At 65.8% G+C, this 16,279-nt stretch carries 14 protein-coding genes; 11 read left to right on the forward strand and 3 right to left on the reverse strand.

The window, feature by feature from the left end:
• Positions 1–60: 60 nt before the first annotated feature.
• Complete coding sequence (locus IEV99_RS03450; protein ID WP_188516315.1) at positions 61–3,597, reverse strand: PAS domain-containing hybrid sensor histidine kinase/response regulator; 3,537 nt, start codon at positions 3,595–3,597, stop codon at positions 61–63.
• A gap of 193 nt (positions 3,598–3,790) precedes the next feature.
• Here IEV99_RS03450 and mscL point away from each other — a divergent pair, with 193 nt between their 5' ends.
• From mscL to IEV99_RS03485, 7 genes are all read left to right on the forward strand, one after another.
• Positions 3,791–4,213: a large conductance mechanosensitive channel protein MscL gene (gene mscL, locus IEV99_RS03455; protein WP_188516316.1), complete on the forward strand. Its 423-nt coding sequence runs from the start codon at positions 3,791–3,793 to the stop codon at positions 4,211–4,213.
• Positions 4,214–4,402: 189 nt separating this feature from the next.
• Positions 4,403–5,614, forward strand: a complete 1,212-nt coding sequence (locus tag IEV99_RS03460) for a pyridoxal phosphate-dependent aminotransferase (RefSeq protein WP_188517631.1) — start codon at positions 4,403–4,405, stop codon at positions 5,612–5,614.
• Positions 5,615–5,725: 111 nt separating this feature from the next.
• Complete coding sequence (locus IEV99_RS03465; protein WP_188516317.1) at positions 5,726–6,922, forward strand: PAS domain-containing sensor histidine kinase; 1,197 nt, start codon at positions 5,726–5,728, stop codon at positions 6,920–6,922.
• 65 nt (positions 6,923–6,987) lie between these two features.
• Positions 6,988–7,617 (forward strand): response regulator transcription factor, encoded by a 630-nt coding sequence (locus IEV99_RS03470; RefSeq protein ID WP_188516318.1) that lies wholly within the window; start codon positions 6,988–6,990, stop codon positions 7,615–7,617.
• A 196-nt stretch (positions 7,618–7,813) separates the two neighbouring features.
• Positions 7,814–8,152 (forward strand): response regulator, encoded by a 339-nt coding sequence (locus IEV99_RS03475; RefSeq protein ID WP_210318613.1) that lies wholly within the window; start codon positions 7,814–7,816, stop codon positions 8,150–8,152.
• A 160-nt stretch (positions 8,153–8,312) separates the two neighbouring features.
• Positions 8,313–9,050, forward strand: coding sequence for a Crp/Fnr family transcriptional regulator (locus IEV99_RS03480; RefSeq protein WP_188516320.1), 738 nt, complete (start codon positions 8,313–8,315; stop codon positions 9,048–9,050).
• A 291-nt stretch (positions 9,051–9,341) separates the two neighbouring features.
• On the forward strand, positions 9,342–10,454 hold the full coding sequence (locus tag IEV99_RS03485; protein WP_188516321.1) for an AbrB family transcriptional regulator: 1,113 nt from the start codon (positions 9,342–9,344) through the stop codon (positions 10,452–10,454).
• Positions 10,455–10,458: 4 nt separating this feature from the next.
• On the opposite strand, the gene IEV99_RS03490 is transcribed toward IEV99_RS03485, so the two are convergent.
• Positions 10,459–11,904, reverse strand: coding sequence for a methyl-accepting chemotaxis protein (locus tag IEV99_RS03490; RefSeq protein WP_188516322.1), 1,446 nt, complete (start codon positions 11,902–11,904; stop codon positions 10,459–10,461).
• 170 nt (positions 11,905–12,074) lie between these two features.
• Here IEV99_RS03490 and IEV99_RS03495 point away from each other — a divergent pair, with 170 nt between their 5' ends.
• The gene (locus IEV99_RS03495; RefSeq protein WP_188516323.1) at positions 12,075–12,338 is read left to right on the forward strand and encodes a hypothetical protein; all 264 of its coding nucleotides are present in this window, start codon (positions 12,075–12,077) and stop codon (positions 12,336–12,338) included.
• 138 nt (positions 12,339–12,476) lie between these two features.
• On the forward strand, positions 12,477–14,714 hold the full coding sequence (locus IEV99_RS03500; RefSeq protein WP_443092859.1) for a cation:proton antiporter domain-containing protein: 2,238 nt from the start codon (positions 12,477–12,479) through the stop codon (positions 14,712–14,714).
• A 151-nt stretch (positions 14,715–14,865) separates the two neighbouring features.
• On the opposite strand, the gene IEV99_RS03505 is transcribed toward IEV99_RS03500, so the two are convergent.
• Positions 14,866–15,189 (reverse strand): hypothetical protein, encoded by a 324-nt coding sequence (locus tag IEV99_RS03505; RefSeq protein ID WP_188516325.1) that lies wholly within the window; start codon positions 15,187–15,189, stop codon positions 14,866–14,868.
• A gap of 268 nt (positions 15,190–15,457) precedes the next feature.
• Between IEV99_RS03505 and IEV99_RS03510 the strand changes: the two genes are divergently transcribed.
• The gene (locus tag IEV99_RS03510) at positions 15,458–15,907 is read left to right on the forward strand and encodes a Ros/MucR family transcriptional regulator (protein WP_188517632.1); all 450 of its coding nucleotides are present in this window, start codon (positions 15,458–15,460) and stop codon (positions 15,905–15,907) included.
• A 142-nt stretch (positions 15,908–16,049) separates the two neighbouring features.
• Entirely contained in the window at positions 16,050–16,199 is a 150-nt protein-coding gene (locus tag IEV99_RS03515; RefSeq protein ID WP_188516326.1) for a hypothetical protein, read from the forward strand.
• Positions 16,200–16,279: the final 80 nt, after the last annotated feature.

A 16,279-nucleotide genomic window follows, 5' to 3' on the forward strand; every position in this document is an offset into this window, starting at 1 on the left:
TGTATCAACAACATCTGAAGGTCTTGTGAATCGATATCCTTAAGATTCGCTGACGGTGATCTACTCTGCTGCGGCCCGCGTCGCGCGCCACTGCGCCAGAAGCGACCGCAACGCGGCCGGCTTCAGCGGCTTGTTCAGGACGTGGATGTCCTTTTCCGCCGCAAGGTCCCGCACCGCCGGCGAACGATCCGCCGTCACCAGCACGGCCGGCAGGTCCGCGCCGAATTTCCAGCGCAGCGCCGTGATGGCCTCCAGGCCATCCCCGTCATCGAGATGGTAGTCGGCGATCACCACGTCGGGGCCAAGCTTGCGACGGCGCAACGCGCCCTGCGCTTCCTTCAGGCTTGCGGCCGCGATCACGGCGCATCCCCACCCGGTCAGCAAGGTTCGCATGCCATCCAGGATGGCGGGTTCGTTGTCGATGCACAGCACCGCCATGCCGGCCAATGGCGCGACCGGAGTCGGGCGGGAAGCGCCTTGCGACACCATGGCGGGAAGGGGGGCGGCGACGGGCAGTTCGACGGTGAACACCGAGCCTCGTCCGACCTGCGACTGAAGCCGGATAGGATGATCGAGCACGCGCCCGATGCGCTGCACGATGGAGAGCCCGAGCCCGAGCCCACGGGCCGCGCGGGCGCCCTGGTCGAGCCGCTGGAACTCGCGGAACACCGCCTTCTGCTTGGACGGAGGGATCCCCATCCCGGTGTCCCACACCTCCAGCCTTAGGCGATTCCGCCGCCGGCGCGCGCCCACGATCACACGCCCTTTCATGGTGTATTTAATCGCGTTTGATACGAGGTTCTGGAGCAGGCGGCGCAGCAAGCGACGGTCGGATCGCACCGTGAGAGAACAGGGCAGGAAGGTGAGCTTCAGTCCCTTTTCCCGCGCGATCGGCTCGAATTCCAGCCGCAGCTGGTTCAGGATGTCGTCGATGCGGAAGCTCGAGACCTCGGCCTTCATGGCCCCGGAATCAAGGCGCGAGATGTCCAGGAGAGCTGTGAGAATTTCCTCGACGGCCTCGAGCGACGCGTCGACATTCTTGGCGAGGCCCGCTTCTTCGGTGTCGGCGGCCCGCTCCACGAGCGATGTCGCGTAAAGCCGCGCCGCGTTGAGCGGTTGGAGAATGTCGTGGCTCGCGGCGGCCAGGAAGCGGGTCTTGGAGACATTCGCGTCGTCTGCTTCGGACTTGGCTCGGCCCAGTTCCTCGTTCAGCCGCATCAATTCCTCGGTGCGCTCGCGCACCCGCTTTTCCAGCGTCTCGTTCGCGCGTTCCAGCGCCTCCTCGGCCGCCACGCTGGCGGTGATGTCCGTGTAGGTGGTCACGATGCCGCTGTCGGGCATGTGGGCCGAGCGGATCTCGATCACCTTGCCGCTGTCATGCAGACGCACGCGCACAGGCTCGACGTCGTTGACGAAGCTTTCGAGCCGGGCGGTGACGAACTCATCGGGCTCGCCGGGCCCATAGCTACCGCGCGCCGCGTTGAAACGGACGATTTCGTCCAGGCCCGCGCCCGCGCGCGCGAGCTCCGGCGGGAGATCGAACAGGTCCTGGAACTCGCGGTTCCAGCACATCAGCCGCAGGTCTTTGTCGAAGACCGTGATGCCCTGACGGGCATGGTCGAGCGCGTGCTGGAGGAGGTCGCGATTGTACTGGATCGCCGCCGAGGCGTCGTCGAGGAGCTTGAGGGCGGCCTTTTTGGTGACGTTGCGCCGACGCAGGAGCAGTGACAGCACGAGCCGCGACGACGCCGCCCCGATCGCCGACGCCAGCATGTGCTCCGCGTAGCGCAGCAAATGGATGTCGGCATCCTTCTGCGGCTCCAGGGTCATTCCGCGAGCGGCCGAGAATGTCTGGAAGGACGCAGCGGTTTGCTCTTCCCCGAGATAGCGCGCGATCGTGGCGCGCAACTCGCCGACCGTCACGGTGGCGCGCCACAGGCGGAAGCTCTGCCCCATGGCGGGCATGTCGGGCGACACGAAGGTGCTCGCCTGCAGCCGCTCGATCGGCGTGGCTGGCCGCGCCAGCGAGAACGCCACGAAGGCGAGCGTATTCGCGACGAGGCTCCAGCTCGCGCCCCGCGTGATCTCGGCCAGGCCGAAGCGCAGCCCCTCCTGACCGGGCGAGCCGATCAGCAGGCGATCGACGCCCAGCCAATCGACCCCGATTGCGCCGAGCGAATTGAGCCAGCCCGGGTCCGCGACGCTCGGGATGAAAAGCGTCAGCGCCCACACGATGAGGCCGCCCATGATGCCGGCGCTTGCCCCCAGGGCCGTGCCCCGGCGCCAGAACAGGCCGGCGAAAAAGGCCGGCGCGATTTGCGCGATGGCGGCGAACGAGATCAGGCCGATCGACGCCAGGGCGGCTTCGCCCATGTTCCTGAAATAGAAATAGGCGAGCAGCATCAACAGCACGATCGCGACGCGTCTGACCGCCAGGATGAGACCGCCCATGTTGCCGATGCCGGCGCTGCCGGTGAGCGCGCGCCGGCGCAGCACCACCGGGATCACGAGATCATTGGAGATCATGATCGCCAGCGCGACGCATTCGACAATCACCATCGCGGTGGCGGCCGAGAGGCCCCCGATAAAGGCGACGAGCGCGGTGAGGTTCTGGCCATGGCGCAGCGGCATCTCGAGAACCGCCATGTCCCGGTCGACGCCAGGCGGCAACAGCAGGTCCGCCGATAGCGCGAGCGGAACCACGAAGATGTTGATCAGCACGAGATAAAGCGGGAAGAGCCATGCCGCCCGCCGCGTCTCGCCTTCCGCGCGGTTCTCCACGACCGTGACGTGGAACTGCCGCGGCAGCAGCAGGATGATAAGCCCGGACATCATCGTGACGCCCAGAAAGGCCGGCCAGCCCGCGCCGCGGTCCAGCAGCGGCGTCATGCCGGGATGCGCCGCGACCCGCGCGAGCAGATCGCCGAAGCCGTCGAAGACCCCGTAGATAACCGCCAGGCCAACCCCGATGAAGGCGATCAGCTTCACCACGGACTCGGCCGCAATGGCGAGCATCAGCCCATCCTGGTGCTCGGTGGCGTCAACATGGCGGGTGCCGAAAGCGGTCGCGAAGCCGGCCAGGATCAGCGCGATCAGGAGCGCGAGGTCGCCGAAGATCGGCACCGCCTGCGACATCGCCCCGGGCTCGACGGCGTTCAGCAGCGTCGTGAGCGAGGCCGCGATGGCCTTCAGTTGCAGCGCGATGTAGGGCACGCAACCGATCACGGCCGTGATGCTGACCAGCGCGGCCACCCGCTCGCTCTTGCCGTAGCGCGATGCGACGAAATCCGCGATTGAGGTGATGTTCTGCGATTTGGCGAGCCGGACGACGCGCCCGACCAGCCCATAGCAGAGCCCGATCACGAGCGCCGGGCCGATATAGATCGCCAGGAAGTCGAGGCCCGACCGGGACGCCAGTCCGACGGAGCCGAAAAAGGTCCAGGAGGTGCAGAACACCGCCAGCGCAAGCGCGTGGATCGTCGGGCGCGCGCGCCCATTCACCCATCGGCGCCCTGTGGTGTCGCCGTAATGGGCGACCGCGAACAGCACGCACAAATAGATCAGAGCGGTCAGAACGATCGACCAACCCGCCAGCACGACGCTTCCCCCTCGACGCGTCGTCAGTCTAGCGCCCCGGCGAGCAAGACGGAAGTACAGCCAACGTCTGTCATTTGACGTAAAATGAACGCGGAGGTTGAAACTGCGTGTGGCGGCTTTCTTTTTACAGTGAATTGAGGGATTTTTGGCGATCTGCCTGGCCGTCAGGGCCAGGTTCACGAGGGGTGGCCTTATGCTTCAGGAATTCAAAGCTTTCGCGATGCGCGGCAATGTCGTCGATCTCGCGATCGGCGTGGTGATCGGCGCGGCGTTCGGCAAGATTGTCGATTCATTGGTCAACGACATCATCATGCCGATTATCGGCGCGATCACGGGTGGCCTCGACTTTTCCAACATCTACATTCCGCTCTCCAGCAAGGTGAGCCTCGGAATGGCCTACGCGGACGCCAAGAAGGCGGGCGCCGTGATGGGCATCGGCAACTTCATCAACACGCTGGTGTTCTTCATTATCATCGCCTGGGTGCTGTTCATGGTCGTGAAGGCCATCTCCAAGCTCCAGCGCGAGCAGGCCGCCGCTCCCGCTGCTGCGCCGGCCCCCACCACCGAGCAGGTGCTGCTCGGCGAAATCCGCGATCTGCTGGCCGCCAAGGCCTGAGTTCACGCCGCTGAAATCTGGAAGCCCCAGCCCTTGGGCTGGGGCTTCTCCGTTGCTGGACCAAACAGCCCGGCTGATGCTTCCGATGAAGAGAATTGAGAAGACGGCGTCGGCGCCCCATGGCAGAAGGGCCGCTTCCTCTCCGATCATCGATCCAGCTGCGACGGCGTGATGACTGACCTCTCGACCATGAACCAGCCCTCCGCCGAAGCTCACGCGGAGGTTGGACAGTTCCTCCTGTCGGCCGTGCGTCCCGAGGCGGCCGGCGCGCCCGAGAGCGGCATCGTCGAAGTGTTCAACTATGGACGTGGCCGCCAGGGCCTGATCCCGCTCTGGGTCGGCGAAGGCGACATGCCGACGCCGGGCTTCATCCAGGAAGCCGCCACGCGGTCGCTCGCCGCCGGAGAAACGTTTTACACGTATCAGCGCGGCCTGCCCGAGCTGCGCAGCGCCATTTCGACCTACATGAGCCGTCTCTATGGCCGGCCCCTCGACGCCGAGCGCTTCTTTGTCACCATCGGGGGCATGCACGCCCTGCAGATGGCGATCCGCATCGCAGCCGGGGTGGGCGACGAGGCCCTGATCCCGTCGCCGGCCTGGCCCAACTTCCTCGGCGCCGTTGGCGTGGCCGGGGCGACGCCGGTCGAGGTCCCGATGGCGATCGACCCCGTGCGGAACCGCTGGTCGCTCGATGTCGAGCGCCTGGCCGCCGCTGTGACGCCCCGCACCAAGCTCATCATCGTGAACTCTCCGGCCAACCCGACCGGCTGGACGGCGACGCGGGAGGAACTCGAAGCGATCCTCGCATTGGCGCGCCGGCATGGATTGTGGATCGTCGCCGACGAGATCTATGGGCGGTTCGTGTTCGACGGCGCCGAGCGCGCGCCGTCCTTCCACGACATCATGGCCGAAGAAGACCGCATCCTCTTCGTGCAGACCTTCTCCAAGAACTGGGCCATGACCGGCTGGCGGATCGGCTGGCTCGAATGCCATCCGGCCCTTGGCCAGGTCGTCGAGAACCTGATGCAGTATTCCTGCTCGGGCGTTCCGGCTTTCATCCAGCGCGCCGGCGTGGTGGCGCTGGAGCAGGGCGAAGGCTTCGTCCAGCATCAGATCGAGCGCGTCCGCCGGTGCCGGGAGATCATCTGCGACGCCCTGTCCGGCACCGGAAAGGTCGAATTCGCCGACCCGGCCGGAGCCTTTTACCTGTTCTTCTCCATCCGCGGCGAAGCCGATACCCGCAGGCGGGCGCTGCGCCTGGTGGACGACGCCAATGTGGGGATCGCGCCCGGCACGGCCTTCGGCGCGGGCGGGGAGCAGTATTTCCGCCTGTGTTTCGCGCGCCGGCCGGAGGACATCCAGGAAGCCGCGCGGCGGCTCTCCGCCGCGCTCGCGGGCTGACGAGGCAGCCTATTCAACGAAGGGCGAGGCCCCATCCGCCGCCTTCCAGTTGCGCACACCGCAACGGCGCATCAGTATGCCCGTGAAACGAGCAGTACGAACGCGCATGGAATGACCATTCCCCCGGGCGGCCCAACCGACCTCATGACGGTGTCCGACGCACGCCTTTCGAGCGTGCTGGATACGGCAGTCGATGGCATCCTCGTGATCGAGGAGAGGGGCGCGATCCTCGTCTACAACAAGGCCTGCGAGGGCCTGTTTGGCTATTCGCACGAGGAGGCGGTTGGGCAGAACGTCCGGCTGATCATGCCCAGCGACTATGCGGGCGCGCATGATCGCTACCTGGACAACTACCTCACGACGGGGTCGCGCAAGATCATCGGCATCGGGCGCGAGGTGCGGGCGCGCCACAAGGACGGAACGGAATTCCCGGTCGAGCTTTCGGTGGGCGAGGCGACCACCCCGATGGGTCGCCAGTTCATCGGGATCATCCGCGATCTGCGGTCCCGCAAGGAAGCGGAGCGCCGGTTCAACGAGCTGCAGGCCGACCTCGTCCACATGGCGCGCGTCTCCGCCATGGATGAAATGGGGGCCGCGCTGGCGCATGAGCTGAACCAGCCGCTCACCGCCATCATGCTCTACCTGCAAGCGGCCAGCCGCACGATTTCACGCGCGGTGCAGGGCGCGCCGCTGCCCGTCGAGACGTTCAAGCAGGTCCTCGAAAAAGCCGTCCACGAGGCCGAGCGGGCCGGCGCAATCATCAGCCGCATGCGGCACTTCGTGGAAAAGCGCGAGCCGCAACGTCGGAACGTCGACTTGCGCGCCATCGTGGACGAGGCCGTCGAGCTCGTGATGCTGGGCCAGCGAAACCCGCCCCGCGTCGCGCGCGAGTACCAGATGGACTTGCCGTTGGTGTCGGTGGATCCGGTCCAGATCCAGCAGATCATCGTCAATCTGCTGCGCAACGCTGTAGAGGCGCTTAAAGGCCGGGAGAATCCGCGCATCGTCATCGAGGTGCAGAGCGAAGCCGATCACGTGCTTGTCAGCGTCGAGGACAATGGGCCGGGCCTTGCGCCGTCGGCGATACCGACTCTGTTCAAGGCCTTTTCGAGTTCCAAACGGACCGGTATGGGACTAGGTCTATCTATCTCCCGCACGATCGCGCAAAATCACGCGGGGGATTTGTCGGTCGACCCGGGTGGGGACGGCCGAGGAGCAAGATTCAACCTGCAACTGCCCATCCTGCCGATCGAACAGGATGACGCTGACAACCCGAGCGATGGTCGTCTGTCGCTTGATACAGAATGAACGAGAGGCGAGGCCGGTCCCATTCGGATGAATGCGGATGGCCAAGGGAGCGGCGGCGACTCGACATGGCAACGGCGAACGGCACGACCCAGGAGGTCTTCATCGTCGATGACGACGGCGCGGTGCGCGATGCGCTGCGACTCGTGTTCGAGATGGACGGATATCAGGTCACGGCTTTTCCGGATGGCGGCAGCTTCCTCGCCGCCGCCCGCACGCGCACGCCGAGCGTCGTGGTGCTGGATGTCCATATGCCGGGGCGCTCCGGGCTGGAAGTGCTGCAGGAGCTCGGCCCCCACTACGGCGCGCCGGTGTTCATGATTTCCGGACAGGGCGACATCCCGATGGCGGTGGAAGCCATTCGGCAGGGCGCTCACGATTTCCTGGAAAAGCCCTTCGACGCCGACACGGTGCTGACCCGTATCCGCGAAGCCATTGAGGCGCGGACGCGCAAGGCGTCACAGAAAACCGGCGAACTCATCCTGGCCCCCTTTACGGGTGAGGATCAGCTCACGCCGCGCGAGCGGGAAGTGCTGGAGCGCATCGCCATGGGGGCGTCCAACAAGGAGGCCGGCCGACAACTCGGCATCAGCCCGCGCACCATCGAGGTTCATCGCGCCCGGATCATGGAAAAGCTCGGCGCGCGCAACACGGCCGACCTCGTGCGCATCGTCTATTCGGACGTTCGCCGCAACTGAACCGACCGCAAGCCCCCCTGCGGGCCGGCGCCGCATCCGCATCCTTACGGGTGCGCTTTTCCCGACGTCCTTGGGAAACCTACGGATGCACGGAGCCCAGGCGTCCGGCACACTCAGTTTGACTGTGATCAATGCATGCCCCCCGCATCGCGGGCAGGCTCCATGCTGCGTGCGTGAGACTGAGGCGCCTGACGTCGTGACAATCCACATCCTCGAAGATGATCCTGGGGTGAGCGACTCGCTCCTCATGTTCCTCAAGGGCATGGGCTACGATGCTTTCGCGTATCCGGACGCCGAGAGCTTCCTGGAGCTGTCTCCGCCAGGTCCGGATGACACCATCATCGTGGACCTGCTTTTGCCGGGCATCAGCGGAGCGCGCGTGATCCGCTGGCTGCAGGACCTGAAGACTCCGCCGCGGGTCATCGCCATTACGGGCCAACCGCAGTCCGCGATCGAAAAACAGACCACGGGTCTTCGCAACGTTCAGGTGCTGCGCAAGCCCCTGAACGCCGAGACGATTGCGTCGATCGTCTAACATTCTCCAAAACTTTGCGGATGAAGACTTTCGTCCTCCGTAACACTGCTTACGGCGATCCCCCGATGCGCCGGGTTCCATCGCGGGCTTAACCTTCAGCGTGACTTTCCAGGCGCCATACGGGCCCACCGTGGCGCTGCAGCCCCCCGTGAGGCCCGCCATGTCCCTCGATGTCGCCTCCCTCGCCCATTCCATGCGCGATCGCCTCCCGCCCAAGCACGATGCGGGTTGGACGCTTGGCATCTCGCGACCAGAGGCCATGGCGGAACCCGCCGAGAAGGCGGCGCGCCATCTTGATCTTCCGGCGCGCCAGACGATCCTGGACGAGGGTGACGAGGCGCGCTCGCTGCATGTCATTCTCGAGGGCTCCGTCATGCTCTCCAAGCTTCTGCCCGACGGCCGCCGGCAGATCATCGAGCTGCTTGGCCCGGGTGACGTCTTCGGCCTCTGCATCAACCGGCTTTCGGACGTGACCGCCGAGACCGTGCTTCCTTCCCGCATCGTCGTCTACGACCGCGCGGTGGCCGAAAGCTCGCCCTCGCTGCAGCGGCTCGTGGCCGATCGCATGAAGGCCCAGATCTGCGCCTTGCACGATCACGCCATGCTGCTTGGCCGCAAGAATGCCGTTGAGCGGGTGGCCACCTTCCTGATGCGCCTTGTGCCGAACCGCGGCGGCCAGGGATGCGCCGGTCCGCTGGCGGCCGGCAAGGCCGACCAGGCTCAGGTCCACGTGACGCTGACCCGCCAGGAAATCGCCGATTACCTTGGCCTGACGCTCGAAACCGTCAGCCGTGCGTTCTCGCTGCTCAAGCGCCAGGGCGTTCTCGCCTATGGTCGGCACGACGACGTCACGATTGGCAATGTCTGCCGTCTCTGCCAGTGCACGGGCTCGCACTGAGGCGACCGACGACAATCGCGTGATCCTGAAAATGGAAGCGCCCGGCACAGCTCCCCCGAGACTGCGCCGGGCGCCCCGGCCCACGGCTTTTGGCCATGGAACGGTGAACCGGAAGCCGCGACCGTCCGCGGAGACCCCCGCCGCCGGCGGGCCAGTCTGTTCAGCTTCCGCTGATCACGAGGGTGAATTTGACGCGGGCGTCCCTCGGCGTCATTGATCGAGGTCAACGGCGGCGAATTGTTGCCGCGCCCTCTCTTCTCGCCCTCAACATCCCACCGCCAGACCGCCTCGATGAACAGCGCCGCCGGGCCGAACTTTCGCGCGATTCTGGGCCAGATCGGCCTGATCGCCGCCGCCGCGGGTGGCGGATGGCTGTGCGATCTGGCCGGCATCCCGGCGCCATGGCTGACAGGGGCCATGCTGGCGACGGCGGCGCTCTCGGCCGCTCACCTCGTGCCCCCCATGGTGACGCCCATTCGCGAGTTCGCGCTCGTGATCTCGGGCATGAGCATGGGCGCGGCAGTCACGCCCGAATCGCTGGGCGCCTTCGCGGCCTATCCGGCCAGTCTCGCGATCCTGTTGGTCACGATCTTCGCCGTGGTGGCGGCGTCGGCCGCCGTGCTCGTCCTCTTGTCGGGCTGGACGCTGCCGGACGCCGTTCTGGCGTCCGCCCCCGGCGCGCTCTCCACCGTTCTGGTGATCGCCGCCGACAGGGGCGCGGACGTGCCGAAGATCGTGGTCGTGCAATTGCTGCGGCTGTTCGTGCTCGTCGCGATCCTTCCGATGGTGATCGTCTTCGCCGAGCATGGGCAGGCCGGAGCCCCGATCGTTCGTGCGGCCGCTGATGCGCCGGGGCTGGCCATCTTCTTCGCCGTGTCGCTCGCTGGCGCCATGCTATTCGAGCGGTTCAGGGTGGCGGGCGCGTTTATTCTGGGGCCGATGGTCGCCACTGCCCTCGTCACGGGCCCCGGGCTGATCCATGGCGGCGTGCCGCCTATCTTCTCGCTGATCGGCTTTCTGCTGATCGGAGTGTTCATTGGCCAGCGGTTCAGCGGTCTCGAGGGCATGACGGTGCTGCGCACCGCGCCGGCGGCCGTGATCTCGTTTGCGGCTTCGCTCGCGATGTCGGCGCTCGGCGCCGTGCTGGTCACCTGGTCCGTCGGCGTGCCGTTCGGCGAGACCGCCGTGGCCTTCGCCCCCGGCGGATTGGAGGCCATGACGGTGATCGCTTTCGCGCTCGGGCTCGATCCCGTCTATGTCGGCGTCCACCACCTCGCGCGGTTTCTGCTGATCGGCTTCCTGATCCCGGCCGCGTTCAAGTGGCTGCCGTTCATGCAGCTGCCCGAGAATGGCGCCAGCGCCCCCGCCGCAAAGGAGCCGTTCGGCCCCGGGGAGCGGCCCTGAAGGGCTAGACCTTCACGCCGATCCGCAAACCGCCCCAGTGCCGGCCGCGCACCCTGATCGGAGCGCTGACGTCCTTCATCAACGCGAAGATGCCGCCGCCCATGTCGCGGCGATAGGTCTGCACCAGGAACCGCTTGGTGTTCTGCCCGGCCGAGAGGCCGGTGCGATCGTTGAAGATGCGCCGGTTGCGGCAGTTCGCCGTGTTCCACACCGGATCGGGGCTCAAGGGCTTCGAGAACACCCGGTTGTGCGTCGGCAGGTAGCCGTTCCGATCCACAGCCGCGCAGAATACGATCCGAGGATCGACCTGCAGCGCCGGCTCTTGCAGCGCCGGGAGCAGCCGGTCCGTCAGCGTGGTGAAACGTGTCAGGTGCTGGAGAGGGTTGGAGCCCGGAATGGGCCGGTAGTCCGTGTCGAATAAGGCTTCAAGCGAAATCGACCCGTCTGTGAGCGCCTTCTCGAACACCGCCGCGATCGCGGCGGCGGTCTCCTGTGCGGCCGTGATCAATCGGCTGTCCTTGGCCTGGACAGCCGAACCGGCGATGTACTCCACCAGATCCTGGCTGGTCTTCACCAGGCAATCGATCCGTCGCGACGCATCCGCGTAGCTGGCCTTTGAAGCGTCCATGTCGGCCAGAACCGAGTCGAGCTGGTCGATGACGTTTCCGCAGACGCGGATGTTCTCGTTCACCGGGGCCGTCACCCCGTCGATGTCTTCCACGAGGCGGTGGACCCGGCGACCGAATTCGTCGAAGGCCGCCAACCGCTCGGAGATGGTTTCGTTGTGCGCCGTGGCGGCCCGGGCTTTTTCCTCGCTGTCGCGGCTTTGCCGCGCGAGGCGCTCGATGGTTTCGGCCAGCGCTGTCAGCTGCCTCGCGTTCTCGGCCGTGGCGGCGCGTGTCTGCTCTGCGAGGTCCTTCACGGCGTTCGCGATCACCGCGAACCCCCGTCCGGCAGCGCCGCTTCGCGCCGCCTCGACGCCCGCATTGATGGAAATGAGCTGGATCTCGCGCGCCACCGAGTTGATGGAGGCGCTCGATTCCGAGACCCGCTGAACGGTTTCCGTCGCTTCCTCCAGGATGCTGGAAAACCGCGTTGCCGCCTCGGCGAGTGTCGCTACGTTTGTGCGCGCCCCGTTGAGCCCCTCCCGGATCGCGCCGGTCGCGACCGAGAGTCCCTCCCGCACCGCAACAGCGGAGCCCTGGGCGCGCTCGGCGGAGGCTGAGATGGTCTCGTTCGCCTGGATCATCTGTTCGGCGGCCACCGCGACATCGTTGATCCGCGCAGCCTTGGAGAAGACGCTTCGGACAACGTCATTCACGCTTCCGGCGATGTCCACGATCTCGCCGAGCTGGTCGATCCTGTCCGACAGGCCATGGATGAACTCGGCCGCCTTGTCGCCGTCCATGGTGTCAGCTGCGCCTGGGGGGCGGGCGTTGGCAATGTTCACGAGCGTCAATCTCCCGGCTGCAACAGGGTAAGTGTGCGCGAATGTGATTAACGGAAGCTGAAAATACAACCGACGAGCTAGTCTTTGTTTACCTTGTCTAAGCCAAGGTGGAACTCTCGCACCAGCGGGACGCTTGAACTAAGCTGCGCGAGCGAATCAAGGAGACTGTGATGCGGGAGTTGTTCGTGTTGGGCGTCGTGGCGCTGGGCTTGGGCGCATGCGCATCCCCGCCGGTCATCAGCCAGCCCTTGATCTCGCTCGACGGCGAGTTTCGCGGTCCCGTTGTAGCGCAGCGCGGCGTGCCGATTTCGGTTCGCTACCAGGGCTACTGCGAAAGCCGCCCGCACCGCTGGCATCACGGCTGGTATCGCGCCTATACGCCCGCCCCGTGCGAGACCATCACGCGCCGCGCGACCGTGCGCGCGCTTTACTGACGCGTCGCGAGACCCTGACGGATCTTTCGAAGCACTGCATCGTTCTCGTGCACAATCGCCCGAGGATGCAGCGTGCTTTTCTTCCGCCGTCGTGAACCAGCATCCCGCCGATCATTACCCGCCTTACTCGCAACCGGTCTGACGCTGGCGTTCGCCGGTGCGGCATGGGCGGCGTCCGGGCCCGGTGGATCGGGTCCGTCAGAATCACTTTTCATCGCCCAGGTGCTGGTGCTCATCGTGGTGGGCCGCCTGCTCGGCGAGGCCATGCAGCGGATCGGGCAGCCGGCCGTGATGGGCCAGCTGATCGCCGGCATCATCCTCGGTCCGTCCGTGTTTGGCGCGTTGCTGCCTGATTGGCAGCACGCCCTGTTTCCGGCGTCGCGAGAGCAGAAGGCGATGATCGACGCCGTGTCGCAGCTCGGCATCATGCTGTTGCTGCTGCTTACCGGCATGGAGACAGATCTCGGGCTGGTCCGGAAGGTGAGGCGGGCAGCCTTCAGCGTCTCGGTCGCGGGCGTCGCCGTGCCCTTCGCGTGCGGGTTTGCGCTGGGTGAGTTCCTGCCCGACGCCATGCTGCCCCGGCCCGAGCTTCGGCTGATCACCTCGCTTTTTCTCGGTACAGCCCTGTCGATCTCCTCCGTCAAGATCGTCGCCATGGTGGTGCGGGAAATGAACTTCCTGCGCCGGAACATAGGGCAGGTGATTGTCGCCTCCGCGATCATCGATGACACGATCGGCTGGATCATCATCGCGCTCACCTTCGGCATCGCGCTGCATGGCTCGTTCGAGTTCGCCTCCTTGGCCAAGAGCGTGGTCGGGACATTGGTGTTTCTGGCCGTCAGCCTGACGATCGGCCGGCGTCTCGTCTTCATGGCGATCCGCTGGGCCAACGACAACTTCGTCAGCGACATGCCGGTCATTTCGGTGATCCTCGTGATCACCGGCGTCATGGCTCTCATCACCAATGCGATCGGCGTCCATACAGTCCTGGGCGCTTTCGTGGCCGGCGTGCTGGTCGGGCAGTCTCCGATCCTTACGCGTCACATCGAGGAGGAACTGCGCGGCCTGATTGTGGCGCTGTTCATGCCCGTGTTCTTTGGCCTTGCGGGCCTGGGAGCCGATCTCACCATCCTGGCCAATCCTAACATCGCGCTCCTGACGGCCGGCCTCGTGCTGATCGCCAGCGTCGGCAAGTTCGGCGGCGCCTTTGTGGGCGGGTGGTTTGGTGGACTGGGCCGCGCGGAGTCGATTGCGCTTGGGTGCGGCATGAATGCCCGCGGCTCGACGGAGGTCATCGTCGCCTCCATCGGATTGTCGATGGGCGCGCTCAGCCAGGATCTCTTCACCATGATCGTCGCCATGGCGGTGCTCACCACTATGGCGATGCCGCCGATGCTCCGATGGGCGCTGCGCCGACTGCCGCTGACGCCCGAGGAGGCCGAGCGGATCGATCGCGAGACGTTCGAAGCACAGGGATTCATTCCCCGCCTGGAGCGCCTGCTGGTCGGCGCGGACGAAAGCGCCAGTGGACGCCTGGCGTCGCGGGTCGCGGGCCTCCTGGCCGGCGCGCGCGGCCTGCCCGTCACGATTCTCCGGCTTGGCGAGGGACGCGCGAGCGGCCCCGTTCCATCTGAAGCCGCGCTGGCCAATGACGTCGGCGCCGAAGCCGTCGTCAGGAAGGCCGCCGCGGTGGCGTCGGACGATCCCGATCGCGACCCCGTCCTGCTCGACGTGGACGTGACCATGCGTGACGCGGACACGGTGGGTCAGGCTGGGGAAATCGTCGCGGCGGAAGCCGCCAAGGGCTACGATCTCCTCATCGCCGGCCTGGAGCCAACCTTGCGTTCAAAGGGCGGACTCGACGCCCGGGTCAGCGACGTAGCGCTGAGTTTCAGCGGACCGCTGGCGCTGGTCAGCGCCCGTGGATCGCACGTCGATGAGCCGTTGCGCGGCGACCTCAACATCCTGGTGGCCGTGACCGGCACCGAAGTGTCTCGCCGCGGCGCCGAAGTCGCGCTCGCGCTCGCGCGCGCGCACCGGAGCCAATTGACAGCCCTGTTCGTGCCGGGGGCGCACAACACCAAGGCGCGTCGCCGGCGCTTCCGCGCCTTGCGGGGCCAGAACGAGGCTATCTTGAAAGACATCGTCGAACTCGGAGACAAGTTCGGCGTCCCGGTTCGGACGGCGGTGCGCGTCAACATGAGCGCCGAGGCCGCGATCCTGCGGCAGGCACGAATCGGCGGCCACAGCCTGATCGTTCTCGGAGTGAGCAAGCGGCCTGGCGACGTGGTCAGCTTCGGCCATGTTGCGGGCGCGCTGCTGGAAGACAGCGATCGCTCGCTCGTGCTTGTCGCGAGCGGCGCGGCCGCCTCCTGATCACACGAAAAAAGCCCCTGCAGATGGTGACACCTGCAGGGGCCTTTGCGCATCTTGGAGGGGGCATTCCTGTGATGCGCCCGAATAACGCCGGCCAGGATCGCCGGTTCCGGGCTGCCGGTAATTTTTTGCCACGCCGGGGGCTTGAGGTTTAGCGGCAGAGTTCGAGAACGCGGTCCGTGACCGTCAGGACCTTGCCGTCGTCGAAGTCGATGCCGTCCAGCACGCATTCCTCCTGTCGGGAGTTGATCAGGCGGAGCCGGTGCTTGCCGTCCGAGACCCATCGCAGCATGCGATCCTCCCCGAAGCGAATCGCTCGCCCTTCCAGGTGATCGGGGCCCCAATCGCGTCCATGCGACACCTGCACCGCCGCAATCGGCTGGCGCGTCTTGTTGACGATCCGCAGCGACCCAGCATGGCCAACCGTGGAGGTCACGACGAGAAGGAGTGCGGCTGAGATGAGGGACTTCTGCACGGTTGGGCGTTCCAGGTTGACCAAATGCGGCGCTGCCGCTGCAAACGACATCATCGTGGCGGCTCGGTGGCGGCGCGCAGCAGACCGAGTCGCCGTGACGAAATGAAGCTCCTCAGCCAAAGGCGCAACCATTGGGTGTATAAACGCCAATGAGCAGCATGGAACTACTGGCCTATATGCAAATCGCTCTATGCAATTAAATCAAGTAAAGCTACATTGCGCTCGCTGAAAAATAAACACGGAGCACATCGTGTCTGAGAACAGCGATATGGTCATAGATCTCGTCGCGGACATCGTGTCCGCATATGTATCAAACAACAAGCTCTCTCGTGAAGAGTTGACCGCTCTGATCGGTAGCGTTCACCAAGCCATGACGGCTGTGGCGACGGGCCGCGTCGAGGAGCCGGCGGAAGAGCTTCGTCCTGCGGTTCCGATCAAGAAGTCGGTGACCCCGGACTACATCGTCTGCCTGGAGGATGGCAAGACGTTCAAGTCGCTCAAGCGCCACCTGTCGACAAAATACGGCATGACGCCCGCGGAGTATCGCTCACGCTGGGGACTTCCCGCCGACTACCCGATGGTGGCGCCGAACTACGCGGCGTCCCGCTCTCAGCTTGCCAAGAGCATGGGGCTGGGTCAGGCCCGCCGCAAGGTTGCGCCCGCGCCGGCTCCTACGCCGGCCAAGCGTGGCCGCAAGCCAAAGGCCGCTGCCGAGTGATCCTCAGCGCCCCTCCAGGGGGCGGTGGCGCACAGGAAAGATCCGCAGCGCGTGCCTGCGCCGCTTGCGGCGCTTCGCTGTGGGGCGTCGGGAACCACGGCCAGTCCTCCGCATTGGTCCTAGCCTTTGCTGGAGAGCGCCCATGACGTCCCTTCTCCCCGCAGCCTTCGCGGCCATGGCCGCGCCGCTCGTGACATTGTTCCTGGTGCTCATGGTGGCCAGGGCCTGGGATGCTCACCGCTCACAACCGGCGCGCGTGCGCGTCGTGAACCGAGCCAGGCAGCGGCGCTAGGCGCTGCATTTCGCCTCAGGAACCATTGCGCGAAACTCCGGTTGAACCCTCCGAACGGCGACGAGCTACAAAGGCCGCGC

It is taken from the genome of Alsobacter metallidurans, from assembly GCF_014636935.1.
Classification (GTDB): domain Bacteria; phylum Pseudomonadota; class Alphaproteobacteria; order Rhizobiales; family Beijerinckiaceae; genus Alsobacter; species Alsobacter metallidurans.

What these genes read in the sequence shown, in the direction of transcription:
- mscL (WP_188516316.1), top strand. Translation starts at nt 3,791, where the DNA reads ATGCTTCAGGAATTCAAAGCTTTCGCGATGCGCGGCAATGTCGTCGAT.
- IEV99_RS03460 (WP_188517631.1), top strand. Translation starts at nt 4,403, where the DNA reads ATGAACCAGCCCTCCGCCGAAGCTCACGCGGAGGTTGGACAGTTCCTC.
- IEV99_RS03465 (WP_188516317.1), top strand. Translation starts at nt 5,726, where the DNA reads ATGACCATTCCCCCGGGCGGCCCAACCGACCTCATGACGGTGTCCGAC.
- IEV99_RS03470 (WP_188516318.1), top strand. Translation starts at nt 6,988, where the DNA reads ATGGCAACGGCGAACGGCACGACCCAGGAGGTCTTCATCGTCGATGAC.
- IEV99_RS03480 (WP_188516320.1), top strand. Translation starts at nt 8,313, where the DNA reads ATGTCCCTCGATGTCGCCTCCCTCGCCCATTCCATGCGCGATCGCCTC.
- IEV99_RS03485 (WP_188516321.1), top strand. Translation starts at nt 9,342, where the DNA reads ATGAACAGCGCCGCCGGGCCGAACTTTCGCGCGATTCTGGGCCAGATC.
- IEV99_RS03495 (WP_188516323.1), top strand. Translation starts at nt 12,075, where the DNA reads ATGCGGGAGTTGTTCGTGTTGGGCGTCGTGGCGCTGGGCTTGGGCGCA.
- IEV99_RS03510 (WP_188517632.1), top strand. Translation starts at nt 15,458, where the DNA reads ATGGTCATAGATCTCGTCGCGGACATCGTGTCCGCATATGTATCAAAC.
- IEV99_RS03515 (WP_188516326.1), top strand. Translation starts at nt 16,050, where the DNA reads ATGACGTCCCTTCTCCCCGCAGCCTTCGCGGCCATGGCCGCGCCGCTC.